Source organism: Lutibacter sp. (genome assembly GCF_013139515.1).
Lineage (GTDB): Bacteria > Bacteroidota > Bacteroidia > Flavobacteriales > Flavobacteriaceae > Lutibacter.
On sequence record NZ_WTAR01000084.1, the window covers coordinates 1 to 13967 of the forward strand.

The window sequence follows — 13967 nt, forward strand, 5'->3', positions numbered from 1 at the left end:
TTGCAGCTTTAGGTAAAAAATTAGTTGATCAATACAGTGCTGTTGAAGCATTAGAAGGTATAAACTTAAATGGTGAATTTACCTTAGGTGAAAATATTGGAGATTTAGGTGGAATTAATTCTGCATATGATGGTTTACAAATTTTCTACGAAAAGAATGGAAGACCTGATGATATTGATGGATTTACAGCTGAGCAACGTTTTTACATGTCTTGGGGAACTATTTGGAGAACTAAAATGAGAGACGAAGCAATGAAAAACTTAATTAAAACAGATCCTCATTCTCCAGGAATGTACAGAGCTTATATGCCTTTACAAAATGTAGATGCTTTTTACACAGCATTTAATATTGTTGAAGGAGATGAAATGTATTTACAACCAGAAGAAAGAGTTAAAATTTGGTAAAAATAAAAGAAATACATTTAATAAAAAAGGAGCTTTTAAAGCTCCTTTTCTATTAAATCTGCATTATAAAATCCACCCTTATTTTCTTTTCTACTTTTTGAAAATTGAGTAATTAAATAGGCTGTAGTTATTAAATTTCGTAATTCACATAAATCTACTGAAAGTTCAGAATGATCGTACAATCTTTTATTGTCTTCATATAAGTTATGTAATCTTCTTTCAGCACGTAACAATCGCTCGTTTGATCGAACAATACCAACATAGTTACTCATAATAGTTTTAACTTCGTTTCTGTCGTGAGTAATTAATACTTTTTCCATATTTTTTACAACACCACTATCATTCCATTCAGGAACATTAATTGGTATTTTAATTTTATGAAATCGTTTTGTTAAATTATCTAAAGCATTGTGTGCAAAAACAATTCCTTCTAAAAGAGAGTTAGAAGCCAATCTATTTGCTCCATGAAGTCCAGACCTTGTTACTTCACCACAAGCATATAAATTTTTAAGTGAAGTTTTTGATTTTTTATTTATGTTAACCCCTCCACAAATGTAGTGTTGTGCTGGTGATACAGGAATAAAATCTTTTCGAACATCAATTCCTAATCCTAAACATTTTTCAGTAATATTTGGAAAATGTTTTTTAAAAGCTTCGTAATCTAAATGTGTACAATCTAAATATACGTGAGGTGTACCACTTTTTTTAAGTTCATTATCAATGGCTCTTGCAACAATATCACGTGAGGCTAATTCTTCACGTTTATCGTATTTTTTCATAAATCGTTTCCCAAAGTAATCTCTTAAAATAGCACCTTCTCCACGTACAGCTTCAGAGATTAAAAATGCAGGATATTCACCAGGGTTGAACAATGCTGTTGGGTGAAATTGGATAAATTCAATATCTGAAATTTCAGCTTTAGCTCTATATGCCATAGCAATTCCATCGCCAGTAGCAATAATTGGATTGGTTGTTGTACTATAAACTTGTCCGTTTCCTCCAGTAGCCAGCATAGTTACTTTTGCAGCAAATGTTTTAACCTTGTTTTTTTTCTCATCTAAAACATAAGCCCCAAAACAAGTAATTTTCTCTGTTCTTTTAATTAATTTCTTTTTAACTTGATGTTCAGTAATTAGATCAATTGCGTAATGATATGTTAAAAAAGTAATGTTTTTTGCGTTGTTAACTTGTTCAATCAAAGCTCTTTCAATTTCAGCACCAGTAATGTCTTTATGGTGTAAAATTCTATCATGTGAGTGGCCACCTTCTCTTCCTAAGGAATACTCACCGGTTTTAGTTTTGTCAAAATTAGTTCCCCAATCTATTAGTTCTTGCAAACGATCAGGAGCAGATTCAACAACCATTCTAACAACTTCTTCATCACAAATCCCATCGCCAGCAATTAATGTGTCTTCAATATGTTGTTCAAATGAATCTACGGTTTTATTCCACACTGTTGAAATTCCACCTTGAGCATATTTAGTATTACTTTCGTTTTTTTCGTTTTTAGTAACGATAGTTATTGAAGCATCTTTAAAATGAGTTGCTGCTTTTAAAGCAAAAGTCAAACCCGCAATTCCTGAACCAATAACTAGAAAATCGGTTTTGTATATTTTTTTTTCAGCGTTCATTTAAAAGAATTTTTATTAAGAAAGCTCTAACATTCGTTCAATAGAAACCAATGCTTTTTTGCTTAATTCTGAGTCAACTTCTACATTTGGTAATTCGTGTTTTAAACATAAATACAACTTTTTCATGGTATTCATTTTCATATAAAAACACTCACTACAATTACAATTGTCATCTTCAACTGGTGCGGGAATCAAAATTTTATTAGGTGATTCTTGTCTCATTTTATGTAAAATACCAACTTCAGTAGCTATAATAAAAGTTTTTGCATTACTCGTTTTTACATAATTTAATAAACCTGAAGTTGAGCCAACATACTTGGCAACTTTTAATAAGTGCGCTTCAGATTCTGGATGTGCAATAATTTCTGCATCAGGATTTTCAGCATGCAATTTTAGAATTTTATCAATTGAAAAAGCTTCGTGAACCATACAAGCACCATCCCAGAGTAACATTTCACGACCAGTTTTTTTAATTAACCAAGCACCTAAATTTCTATCTGGAGCAAATATAATTGGTTGATTTTTAGGAATAGAATTAATTATTTTTTCAGCGTTTGATGATGTGCAAACAATATCAGTTAGTGCTTTAATTTCTGCTGAAGTGTTTACATAAGAAACCACTAAATGATTTGGGTGTTCTTTTTTAAAAGCTGCAAATTCATTTGGCGGGCAAGAATCTGCTAATGAGCAACCGGCTTTTAAATCGGGTAAAACTACTTTTTTTGAAGGATTTAAAATTTTAGCTGTTTCAGCCATAAAATGTACACCTGCAAAAACAATAATATCTGCATTAGTCGTTGCTGCTTTTTGCGCTAAAGCTAGACTGTCTCCAACAAAATCAGCAATATCTTGTATGGCATCTTCTTGGTAATAATGCGCTAAAATAACAGCGTTTTTCTTTTTCCTTAATTTATTTATTTCTTTAATATAATTAATGCTTTTAGGAGGGTCTATATCCAGAAAACCATTTTCTTGAAGATTGATTTTAGCTTTTTCTAGTGTAGTCATAAGTTGTTTTTACTGGATTAAAACCAAATAATATGCTGAACAATCGGATGTGAATCCGATTGTTTTAATTGTTTAAATGTATAAAATTTTGAAGGAACCTTCAAAACTAACTATTGAATTTTAACGGTCCACCCAAATTTATCTTCGGCTTTGTTTTTTTGAATATCTGTAATTCCCTTTTTTATGAATGAAGCGTAGCTATTTTCAACTTTAGGTAAATCAAAACTTTCACCTTTATTTGAAAATCCACTAATAGGACTAACAACGGCAGCGGTTCCTGTACCAAACATTTCTAATAATTCTCCTTTGCGGGCAGCTTCAACAATTTCTGAAACCCTTACAGGTCTAACTTCAACTTTAATTCCTTTGTCTTTAGCAAATTGAATGATGCTTTTACGTGTAACACCATCTAAAATACGATCACTAGTTGGTGCTGTTAATAAGGTGTCATTCACTCTAAAAAATACATTCATTACACCGGCTTCTTCAAGAAATTCATGTGTGTTAGAATCTGTCCAAACTACTTGTTGAAACCCTTCTTTATTTGCTAATTTAGTTGGGTAAAATGAACCTGCGTAATTACCTGCTGCTTTAGCAAAACCAACTCCACCATCTGCAGATCTACTATATTTATCAGCAAAAACAACTTTTACATCACCTGAATAATAAGCTTGAACAGGTGAGCAAATTATCATGAATTTATAGTTAGTTGATGTTGATGCAGATACGCAATTTTCAGTTGCAATAATAAAAGGTCTAATATAAAGCGCATTATCTTCATCTGTTTTAACCCAATCTTTATCCATTTTTAATAAAGTAGTTAAGCCTTCAAAAAAATAATCTTTTGGAAAAGCAGGCATATCTAATCTTTCAGCAGATATGTTAATACGTCTTTGGTTTTCATCGGGCCTAAACAACCATAAATCATCATTATCATCTTTATAGGCTTTCATACCTTCAAAAACAGCTTGTCCGTAATGAAATACTTTTGCTGAAGGATCAAAAGAAAGTGCTTGGTACGGTCTAATTATAGGTGTTTTCCATTCACCATTTTCAAAATCACATTCAAACATATGGTCAGTAAATATTTCGCCAAACTTTAGGTTGCTAAAGTCTACGTTTGAGATTTTCGATGCTGCTATTTTTTCAATCTGTAAAGCCATAGTTTATCTTTATTTAATTTAAACAAAATTACTTAATTTTTTTAATTTAGAATTTAATTTTATGGTAATGTTAGTGTCTATTTTTTAATATCTTTGAATAAAATTAGTTGTATAGCTAATACAAGTAAAATAATTTTACATTATTAATAGTTATAATGCTAATTATTTTATTTTATTATAAATCTTATTAATGATCGTATTTGGTTGTTTTTCAATTGATTAATCTTGTTTTTTAAACTGAAATAATGATTAAAATTGTATATATTTAAAATTTGAAAAGAGAGATAATTATTACTGCTGATGGTTCTTCAACCATTCATTTACCTGAATGGGATGAACAATATCATTCTAAACATGGAGCAATTCAAGAAGCTATGCATGTATTTATTAAAAGTGGCTTGTCGCTTTTTTCAAATGCAGAAATTTCAATTTTAGAAATTGGTTTTGGAACCGGTTTAAACAGTTTTATTACTTTTTTTGAAGCTGAAACATTAAATTTAAAGGTTAATTATGTTGGAGTTGAAGCTTATCCTATAACTTCAAATGAAATTGAAAAATTAAATTATGCTTCAGAATTAAAAGAAAACAACACAAAAAATATTTTTACTGAAATACATCAGAAAAATTGGGAAATTGAGCATAAAATAGCGTCTCACTTTTCTTTAACAAAACGCAAACAGTTTTTTAATGAAATAAAGGATGAAAACACATTCAACTTAATTTATTTTGATGCTTTTGGAGCAAAAGTCCAACCAGAGTTATGGACAGCAGAAATTTTCAAAATTATGTATTTAGCTTTAAAAAAAGGAGGCATTTTAGTAACTTATAGTGCAAAAGGAAGTGTAAGACGTGCAATGCAAGAAGTTGGTTTTACTGTTGAAAGGTTACCTGGGCCACCAGGAAAAAGAGAAATGTTGCGAGCAACTAAACAATAATTTTATAGTAATAGAATGGAACAGCAAAGATTTAAAAAACGAAAAAAGCCAAATTTTAAGAGAGGTTTTATTTTAGTACTTTTATTAGTCGTTATTTTGTATTTATGGATAAATGCAGAAGGATTAATTACTAGTTTTTTTGGAGTAGAGAAATAAACTTTAATAGCTTTTATTAATTAGAAAGTAACCTTTGTTTTAGTTAAAGACAATACAAAATGAAAATTCATTGAGCTCAGAAAAAATTATATTAGGAATTGATCCAGGTACAACCATAATGGGGTTTGGGTTGATAAAAATTGTAGATAAAAAAATGGAGTTAATTCAGTTGAATGAATTATCACTAAAGAAATACGATGATCATTATGTAAAACTTAAACTAATTTTTGAACGTACTATTCATTTAATAGAAACATATCATCCAGATGAGATTGCCATTGAAGCTCCTTTTTTTGGTAAAAATGTGCAATCTATGTTAAAATTAGGTAGAGCTCAAGGTGTTGCTATGGCTGCAGGGTTATCTAGAGAAGTTCCAATTACCGAATATTCACCAAAGAAAATTAAAATGGCAATTACAGGAAATGGGAATGCGAGTAAGGAACAAGTTGCTAAAATGTTACAAAATTTACTTAAACTGAAAACATTGCCTAAAAATTTAGATTCAACGGATGGTTTAGCAGCTGCAGTTTGCCATTTTTATAATAGCGGTAAAGTAACTTCTGGTAAAAACTATACAGGTTGGGGAGCTTTTGTAAAACAAAACGGAGATAGAGTTAAAAAATAGCTAAAAGCTAAATAACAATATCACATTCATAAGTTTCATATTTTTTTTCAATTACTAATTTTCTATGCTCATGAAATAATTGATGTTCCTTAGAACTTTCCATTTTTTCTTTATCTTCTTTAGAATTCCAATATTCAATTAAAAAAAACCTATTTTCTTCATTTCTATCTTTAAAAATATGAAAATGATCTAATCCTGCAGGTTTAGCTTCAGTTAATTCTTCAAACTTTTGCAATTCAACAAAAGTAATTCCCTCACCTTCTTTAACTTTAAATGAAACAATATATGTATACATAATTTTATGATTTTATCAAATTTACAACACAGTATTCAGTAAAAAGGTAACAAAAATCATTTTTTGAAGTTTTTTTTTAATAGCGTACATTTAGAAACTTAAAATAATAATATTGGCAGGAATTTATTTACACATACCATTCTGTAAACAAGCATGTTACTATTGCGATTTTCATTTTTCAACTTCATTAAAAAGAAAAGAAGAAATGATTTACGCAATTAAGCAAGAATTGTTGTTAAGAAAAAATGAATTTGGTGATGAACAAATTGAAACCATTTATTTTGGAGGAGGAACACCATCTTTATTAAGTATTGAAGAAATACAATTTTTAATTGATACAATTTACACTAATTATTCAGTGGTTAGTGATGTTGAAATTACTTTAGAAGCCAATCCAGATGATTTGTCTACTCAAAAAATTAAAGACTTATCGAAATCACCAATTAATAGATTAAGTATTGGAATTCAATCTTTTTTTGATGATGATTTAAAATTCATGAATCGTGCTCATACAGCTGAAGAATCTAAAAAATGTTTGGTTGAAGCCAAAAAATATTTCAAAAATATTACAATAGATTTGATTTATGGAGTTCCAAATATGAGTGATAAAAAATGGTTTCTAAACTTACAACAAGCTTTTGATTTTAAAATACCACATATATCAAGTTATGCTTTAACGGTTGAAGAAAAAACTGCATTACATAGCTTTATTAAAAGTGGTAAAACACCACCAATTGATGAGAATTTAGCCTTGCAGCATTTTAATATGTTAGTTGAAGAATCTAAAAAACAAGGGTTTGTGCAATATGAAATTTCTAATTTTGGGAAGCCTAACTATTTTTCAAAGCATAACATGTCGTATTGGTTAGGTGAAAAATATATAGGTGTCGGTCCTTCAGCACATTCATTTAATGGATTTGAAAGATCTTGGAATATTTCAAATAACGCAAAATATGTTAAAGATTTATTAGAGAATAAATTACCTTCTCAAACTGAAAAGCTAACAAAAAACAATAAGTTTAACGAGTATGTTATGACTGGTTTAAGGACTATTTGGGGAGTTTCTTTTGAGAAGATTGAAAATGATTTTGGTGCTAAATATTTGGAATTGTTAATACAAAATTCGCAACCTTTTATTGAAAAGGGTTTGTTAGAAATTTCTAAAAATAGAATTCTTATTACCACTGAAAAAGGTAAATTTTTAGCTGATGGCATTGCTTCAGATTTGTTTCTTTTGTAAAATACGTTGTATATTTGATTTACAAAAACTAGGCTAAAATATGAATATTGAAGAGTTTAGAGATTATTGTTTATCAAAAAAATATGTTACTGAATGTTTTCCTTTTGATGAAAAAACACTTGTTTTTAAGGTAGCCAATAAGATGTTTGCATTATCAGGTTTAGAGCATCAACCTTCTACAATAAATTTAAAATGTGATCCTGAGAAATCCATTCAGTTAAGAGAAGAATATTGTGATATTATTGAAGGGTTTCATATGAGTAAAAAGCATTGGAACACTATTTCAATTGAAGGTGGTTTACACAACGATTTTATTATTGAATTAATAGATCATTCGTATGATTTGGTTGTGAAAGGAATGACTAAAAAAATTCAAAAAGAGCTTGGTTTTATTTAATGTTTTTTCTGTATTCAGAAGGTGTAACACCTTTAATAGCCTTGAACTTCCTGTTAAAATTTGCTAAATTATTAAAACCAGATTTGTAAGAAATCTCGGTAATATTTAAGTCGTTATTTTTGGCTAATAATTTACAAGCATTACCAATTCGTATATCTATTAAAAAGTTTACAAAAGTTTTATTTGTTCGTTGTTTAAAATACCTGCAAAAGGCATTAGGTGTCATATTTGCAATATCAGAAACTTGATCTAAACTAATTTCATTGTGATAATTATTCATTGTGTATTGAAAAATATCACTCATACGTTTTCCTTCATTACCAGCATATTTTTTTAAGTTAATTAATGATGATAGCGTGCGTTTTTTTCCTTCAGATATGATACCAAGAATTTCTAAAAAAGTAGTAAATTGTTTGTATTTAGACCGTTTTTTTATTTGAGATAAGTGTAGTAAAAGTTTTTCTTTATTTGAAAGTACTTTAAAACCTAAACTTGCATCATTAAAAAAGTTTTGAAAATGTTCAAATTCGGGTAAATTAAAAAAACCTTCACCATATGAATTTTTAGAAAAAAATAATGAAACCATATCTGTTTCATTTATAAATGCAGTATCTCTTTTAAAAATATGCGGTAAATCTTCACCAATTACAAAAATGTCATTTTTTTTAAATTCCCCAACACAATCACCAATAATATAAGTTCCTTCACCTTCAGCAATTAAACTTATTTGAATTTCTTTATGTTGATGTAATTTTTCGTAAAATGATTCTCCTTTATAATTTTGAATATAAAGTGTAACGTTTTCAGGTTTTGGGATTTTAAAAGGGAGAACTTTCATTAAATATTATTCAGTTAGGTTACAATAATACAAAAAGTAAGGTAAAATAATACTATAATAATGTTAAAATTGTATTATCATAAGTTTTAAACAAGATACAGTATATGTAATTTAATTGTATATTTAAAAATGCATATTTTTAAAGAATGAGTAAAAAAGTTGTAATTATTGGTGGTGGAATTATTGGTTTAAGTACCGCATATTTTTTGTTAAAAGAAGGCCATGATGTTACTGTAATTGATCAATCAAATATTTCATCAGGTGCTTCATTTGTAAATGCGGGGTTTATTTCCCCAAGTCATATAATTCCACTTGCAGCTCCAGGTGTGGTCTCTACAGGAATTAAAATGATGTTTAATAGTGCAAGTCCATTTTATATTAAGCCACGTTTTAATGTAGATTTGTTTAAATGGCTTTGGAAATTTAACAAATCTGCAACTGAAAAAAATGTTGAGTATGCTTCATCAATAATTAAAGATTTAAACTATTTTAGTTTACAGCTTTTTCAAGAAATGAAAGAAAATAATGTTTTTGATTTTCATATTGAAAAGAAAGGATTACTCATGGCATATCAAACTTCAAAATTTGAAGATAAAGAAGGGTGTTTAGCTGAATTTAGTAAAAGAAAAGGTTTATTAGTTAAACATATTAATAAGGAAAAGCTAAAAGAAATGGAACCTGAAATAGCGGCTAAAGGAGCATTTTATTATTTAGATGATGCACATACAACTCCTGATGATTTTATGCGAGGAATGCAAAAATATCTTGAAACGCAAGGTGTTACATTTTTAGTTAATGAAAAAGTGATTGATTTTGAGCAATCTTCAAGTAGAATAACTCATGTAGTTACGAATAAAAATGAGGTAAGTTGTGATGAATTTGTGGTTGCTGCAGGTTCTTGGAGTCCTTTAATTGCAAAAAAGTTAGGAGTTAAACTATTAGTACAGGCAGGTAAAGGTTATCGTATAAATCTTCACAGAGAAACAGGGATTAATTATCCTACAATTTTAGCTGAATTAAACACAGCAGTATCACCAATGGATGGTTTTACACGTTTTGGAGGAACTATGGAAATAGCAGGAATTAATTCTGGAATTAATAAAATTAGAGTGCAGAAAATTGCTAAAAATGCCAAAATGTTTTACCCAAATATATCAATTACTGAGAATGAGATGTCTAATGTGGCTTGTGGTTTAAGGCCCATTTCACCTGATGGTTTACCTTTTATAGGAAGAAGTAAAAAATTGAAAAATGCGTATTTTGCAACGGGTCATGGAATGATGGGTTGGAGTCAAGGTCACGCTACAGGTAAATTAATTTCAGAATTAATTTCTGATAAAAAAACTTCATTAAATTTAACCCCGTTTTCTATAGATCGATTTAATTAAAAAAAAACCAATGAAATTATACAAATCTCTTATTTTATTTATTACTTTAAGTTTTTCAATTGTTAGTTGTAGCGTTGTAAAGCTTGAACCAATTGAAATTTTAACCTTTCAACAAAAATTAGCACAGCTTTTTCCGAATGCTGAAATTACTAAAATGGAAGCTAAAGATCATTTTACGAAAGCATATCAGTTAATTTTAAACCAACCTTTAGATCATAATAATTTGAATGTAGGAACCTTTAAGCATTATGTGTATTTATCCCATGCAGATATTAAAAAACCAACTGTTTTAATTACCGAAGGGTATAATGCGAATCCAACTACGTATGAATTAAGCAAGATATTTAAAGGAAACCAAGTTCAGGTTGAATATCGTTTTTATGGTAAATCTCGTCCTGATACAATTCCTTGGCAATATTTAAAAAACGATTTGGCTATAGAAGATTATCACCAATTGGTTAGAAAATTAAAAACCTTGTATAAAAGTAAATGGATTTCAACAGGAATTAGTAAAGGTGGTGAAACAGTGTTAATTTATAAATCTAAATATCCATATGATGTTGATGTGGTGGTTCCGTACGTTGCACCTTTAATTAATACTCAAGAAGATGTTAGAACGCAAAACCATATCAATACTATTGGAACTGAAGAGTGTAGAAGAAAAATTAGTAATTACCAGCGTTTAGTTTTAAAAAATAGAGACTCAATTTTATTTAAAATTACTAGATATGCAAAAGAAAAAAATATGAGTTTTACACAAATCCCTATTGAAGAAGCTTTAGAATATGCGGTGTTAGAATTTCCTTTTTCGTTTTGGCAATGGGAAGGAAATTGTAATTCAATTCCAGATGATAGTGCTTCAAGTAGAGAGTTGTTTGAAGTCTTAAATTCAACTGTTGGTATTAGTTTTTATAATGATCAAACATATGATGATTTATTACCATCCTATTATCAACATATGACTGAATTGGGCTATTATGGTTTTGACACTTCGACAGTTAAAGATTTACTTAAAGTTGTTCATAAGCCAACAAATTTAAGATTTGCACCAAAAAATATTGATCTAGCTTTTAATCCTAATTATATTAAAGAAGTTCGCGATTATGTTGAAAATAAAGGAAATAAAATTTTATATATTTATGGTGAATATGATACTTGGGGTGCGTGTGCACCAAAACCAAAACCACATGTAAATGCACTAAAAATGGTATTAAAAGGTGGTTCTCATACTACTAGAATTAAAGATTTTTCAATAGAAGATAAGCAACTTATTTACGATAAACTGCAAAATTGGTTAGGTTACAGTGTTAAAATTTATCCTTTGGAGAATTAAATTAATAATAGATTGTATTATAGAAAATTAGATTATTAAAGTTATGAATTTGATATTTAAACAAAAAATGATTGCTATTTGCAATGCTAAAATTTTAAAGAAGGGAACAAATGTTGGATTATCTTTTTATGCCTTTTTTTCCAATAAAAATGATAATCCAGATTTATTATTTGAAGTTGCTGAATGGTGGATTAAAACAAATAAATTAGATCATTTTGAAAAAGCGCTAAAAATAAAGAAGATGTTAGAAGCTTTAAATTAAGCTTTGTAAAACTATCCAACTATATTTTTCTGACTTTTGTAAAAAGCATCAGCTTGAAATTGCATGATTTCACGGGCTTTTTGTTTTTTATAATTGTATAATTCATCTTCGCTTGCTAATTCGTTATAAATATTTCTATTGAGAATACTATCAGTATTTAAAACTTGTTTACGTTGTTGTTCTTTTTGTGCTACCCAAGTTTTTACGGCATTTTCAATATCTTGTAGCTTAAAATCGTATTCTCCTTTTGGAGCTATTAATTTTGCTAAAATAGGTGAAGTTTCAATTGCTAAAAATAATAGAAATATAAAAAATGATGGCAGCCAAGGCAATTCATTTAAAGCATTTATGCGTGCCATTAATCCATCAAACCCATCAATTATTGGTTGTGTTGTTGTTTCTTGAGTTTTTTGCTGTGTTTTTAAATTTGCTATTTGAAGTTCCTTTTCAGAAATTTTTGTGTTATTGCTAGTTTTTAATTGTTGAAGTTCAGCTAAAGCTGCGTCATGTTTTTCTCTTTTTTCTTTATATACAGGTCCTTTACCAATTAATTTGGTCCCTTTTCGTCCTTCAGCTTCGGCAATATAGGTTTCGTATAATTTATTAGAAGTTGTTTCTTTTGAATTTATTTCTTGTTTTAATGAATTTATTTCAGACTGTAAAGCTGTAATTTCAGGTGTAAATTGATTTGAAATTTGTTCTTTATTGGCGAGTGTTAGATTATTTTTTTCAGTTAGTAAAACTTGATTTATTTCTTTTTCAAAAATTTTCATTTCTAAAGGTTTAGAAATAACAATAGCAATAATTACTGCTAAAATTAAGCGTGGTGTTGCTTGCCAAATTTCTTTCCATTTATTATCCGTTTTTTTTATAGTTGAAACTATAAACCTATCTAAATTAAAAATTAATAATCCCCAAACTAAACCAAACAATACAGCCGCAAAATAGTTATCAAACACTGTTAATAAGGCATAACTAGCAGCAATAAACGCCATTAAGGCTGTAAAAAATACAGTTCCGCCAATGCCCGCATATTTTATTTGTTCGGCCTTTGAGCTGTTTTTTAAAATGGTAGTATCTGCGCCAGAGCACATCCAAAAGAAGTTTTTAAGCATAACATAGTAGTTTGTAATGCAAATAACGTAAAATTATAAAAAATAGTATCTTAAAGTATTCTTAAAAGAGAAAGTAGTTATTAAATAACCTAAAAAATAGTTATTTATTGCGTTAGGGATAGCAGTGATATCCTTTTGTTGACTGAACAGCGTGAAGTTAACAAAAGATTAAACAAATAGCCCGACCGAAGGGAACGCCCAAACTAGTATCATTTTTGGTGTAGGTTGTGATTGCTGTTTATTAAATGTACTTTTGCGACTCCAAAAAAATAAGAAATGAGTATTTTAAATAAATTACAAGAGCGTAGTGGGAATAAATGTGAATTATGTACTTCAGATAAAAATTTGAGTATGTATAAACTACCACCAATGCCTGTTGGAACGGTTGATGATAGTATTTTAGCTTGTGAAACATGTGTACATCAAATTGAAAATCCTGATAGTGTTGATGCAAATCATTGGCGCTGTTTAAATGATACTATGTGGAGTGAAGTTTCTGCTGTTCAGGTAGTTGCTTGGAGAATGTTAACGCGTTTACGTGCTGAAGGTTGGCCGCAAGATTTATTAGATATGCTTTATTTAGATGATGAAAATTTAAAATGGGCAAAAGCAACAGGAGAAGGTTTAGAGGAAGAACAAAAAGTAATTCATAGAGATGTGAATGGTGTAATTTTACAAGCCGGAGATTCAGTAGTGCTAATTAAAGATTTAAAAGTAAAAGGGTCAAGTTTGGTTGCAAAACAAGGTACAGCGGTGCGAAGAATTTCTTTAGACCCTGAAAATGCAGAGCTTATTGAAGGTAAAGTTGGTCCAACTCAGATTGTGATTATTACTAAATATGTGAAGAAACTTTAATTATATATTTTCTATAATAAAAAGCCTGTAATTTTTAATTACAGGCTTTTTACTTTTATGTTACTTTTAAAATACTTGTGTCTTTAGTAGAAGACATTACAAATGTGCTTTGCACATTACCAACCGAATCTAAAACAGATAATTTATTTTTTAAAAATAGTTGATAGCTTTTCATGTCTTTTACAATAATTTTTAGTAAATAATCATAATTACCAGCTACGTGAAAACACTCAATAACTTCATCTATTTTGTTAATAGCATTTTCAAATTTAATAATTAATTCTTTTGAGTGAACGAGCAAAGTTACTTGGCAAAATACTTC

General features: G+C 28.9%; 16 protein-coding genes. 9 read left to right on the plus strand and 7 right to left on the minus strand.

Translation table 11 applies throughout. From position 1 onward, the window contains the following. On the plus strand, positions 1-404 hold a 404-nt coding region (locus GQ540_RS07955; RefSeq protein WP_291799824.1), incomplete at its 5' end, for a M13-type metalloendopeptidase. Positions 405-439: 35 nt separating this feature from the next. On the opposite strand, the gene nadB is transcribed toward GQ540_RS07955, so the two are convergent. The 3 genes from nadB to GQ540_RS07970 all read right to left on the minus strand — a co-directional run bounded on the left by nadB (position 440) and on the right by GQ540_RS07970 (position 4206). Then, positions 440-2035, minus strand: a complete 1596-nt coding sequence (gene nadB / locus GQ540_RS07960) for an L-aspartate oxidase (protein WP_291799827.1) — start codon at positions 2033-2035, stop codon at positions 440-442. Between the two features lie 15 nt (positions 2036-2050). Beyond that, positions 2051-3043, minus strand: coding sequence for a quinolinate synthase NadA (nadA, locus tag GQ540_RS07965; RefSeq protein WP_291799830.1), 993 nt, complete (start codon positions 3041-3043; stop codon positions 2051-2053). 110 nt (positions 3044-3153) lie between these two features. Next, the gene (locus GQ540_RS07970) at positions 3154-4206 is read right to left on the minus strand and encodes a branched-chain amino acid aminotransferase (protein WP_291799832.1); all 1053 of its coding nucleotides are present in this window, start codon (positions 4204-4206) and stop codon (positions 3154-3156) included. A 272-nt stretch (positions 4207-4478) separates the two neighbouring features. Between GQ540_RS07970 and mnmD the strand changes: the two genes are divergently transcribed. Beyond that, on the plus strand, positions 4479-5141 hold the full coding sequence (gene mnmD, locus GQ540_RS07975; RefSeq protein ID WP_291799834.1) for a tRNA (5-methylaminomethyl-2-thiouridine)(34)-methyltransferase MnmD: 663 nt from the start codon (positions 4479-4481) through the stop codon (positions 5139-5141). 226 nt (positions 5142-5367) lie between these two features. Continuing rightward, the gene (ruvC, locus tag GQ540_RS07980; RefSeq protein WP_291799836.1) at positions 5368-5922 is read left to right on the plus strand and encodes a crossover junction endodeoxyribonuclease RuvC; all 555 of its coding nucleotides are present in this window, start codon (positions 5368-5370) and stop codon (positions 5920-5922) included. A 7-nt stretch (positions 5923-5929) separates the two neighbouring features. On the opposite strand, the gene GQ540_RS07985 is transcribed toward ruvC, so the two are convergent. After that, entirely contained in the window at positions 5930-6217 is a 288-nt protein-coding gene (locus GQ540_RS07985) for an antibiotic biosynthesis monooxygenase (RefSeq protein WP_291799838.1), read from the minus strand. A gap of 112 nt (positions 6218-6329) precedes the next feature. On the opposite strand from GQ540_RS07985, the gene hemW reads away from it, so the two are divergent. Further along, the gene (gene hemW / locus GQ540_RS07990; protein ID WP_291799840.1) at positions 6330-7457 is read left to right on the plus strand and encodes a radical SAM family heme chaperone HemW; all 1128 of its coding nucleotides are present in this window, start codon (positions 6330-6332) and stop codon (positions 7455-7457) included. Positions 7458-7497: 40 nt separating this feature from the next. After that, positions 7498-7854 carry an MmcQ/YjbR family DNA-binding protein gene (locus GQ540_RS07995; protein ID WP_291799841.1) on the plus strand — a complete coding sequence of 119 codons (357 nt, stop codon included), beginning with the start codon at positions 7498-7500 and terminating at the stop codon, positions 7852-7854. Here GQ540_RS07995 and GQ540_RS08000 read toward each other — a convergent pair. After that, positions 7847-8692, minus strand: coding sequence for an AraC family transcriptional regulator (locus GQ540_RS08000; RefSeq protein ID WP_291799843.1), 846 nt, complete (start codon positions 8690-8692; stop codon positions 7847-7849). The genes GQ540_RS07995 and GQ540_RS08000 overlap by 8 nt on opposite strands. A 146-nt stretch (positions 8693-8838) precedes the next feature. Between GQ540_RS08000 and GQ540_RS08005 the strand changes: the two genes are divergently transcribed. Genes GQ540_RS08005 through GQ540_RS08015 form a run of 3 tightly spaced genes read left to right on the plus strand, consistent with a single transcriptional unit; the run spans position 8839 to position 11675 of the window. Next, complete coding sequence (locus GQ540_RS08005) at positions 8839-10080, plus strand: FAD-binding oxidoreductase (RefSeq protein WP_291799845.1); 1242 nt, start codon at positions 8839-8841, stop codon at positions 10078-10080. A 10-nt stretch (positions 10081-10090) separates the two neighbouring features. Continuing rightward, positions 10091-11413 carry a S28 family serine protease gene (locus GQ540_RS08010; RefSeq protein ID WP_291799847.1) on the plus strand — a complete coding sequence of 441 codons (1323 nt, stop codon included), beginning with the start codon at positions 10091-10093 and terminating at the stop codon, positions 11411-11413. 43 nt (positions 11414-11456) lie between these two features. Next, positions 11457-11675 carry a DUF6500 family protein gene (locus tag GQ540_RS08015; protein ID WP_291799849.1) on the plus strand — a complete coding sequence of 73 codons (219 nt, stop codon included), beginning with the start codon at positions 11457-11459 and terminating at the stop codon, positions 11673-11675. A gap of 11 nt (positions 11676-11686) precedes the next feature. Here the strand turns inward: GQ540_RS08015 and GQ540_RS08020 are convergent, their stop codons facing one another. Further along, positions 11687-12790, minus strand: a complete 1104-nt coding sequence (locus tag GQ540_RS08020) for a DUF4407 domain-containing protein (RefSeq protein ID WP_291799851.1) — start codon at positions 12788-12790, stop codon at positions 11687-11689. A gap of 276 nt (positions 12791-13066) precedes the next feature. On the opposite strand from GQ540_RS08020, the gene GQ540_RS08025 reads away from it, so the two are divergent. Then, positions 13067-13645, plus strand: a complete 579-nt coding sequence (locus GQ540_RS08025; RefSeq protein ID WP_291799853.1) for an alkylphosphonate utilization protein — start codon at positions 13067-13069, stop codon at positions 13643-13645. A 55-nt stretch (positions 13646-13700) separates the two neighbouring features. Here GQ540_RS08025 and GQ540_RS08030 read toward each other — a convergent pair. Continuing rightward, positions 13701-13967, minus strand: a 267-nt coding sequence (locus GQ540_RS08030; protein WP_291799855.1) for an Lrp/AsnC ligand binding domain-containing protein, incomplete at its 5' end; no start/stop codon positions are given.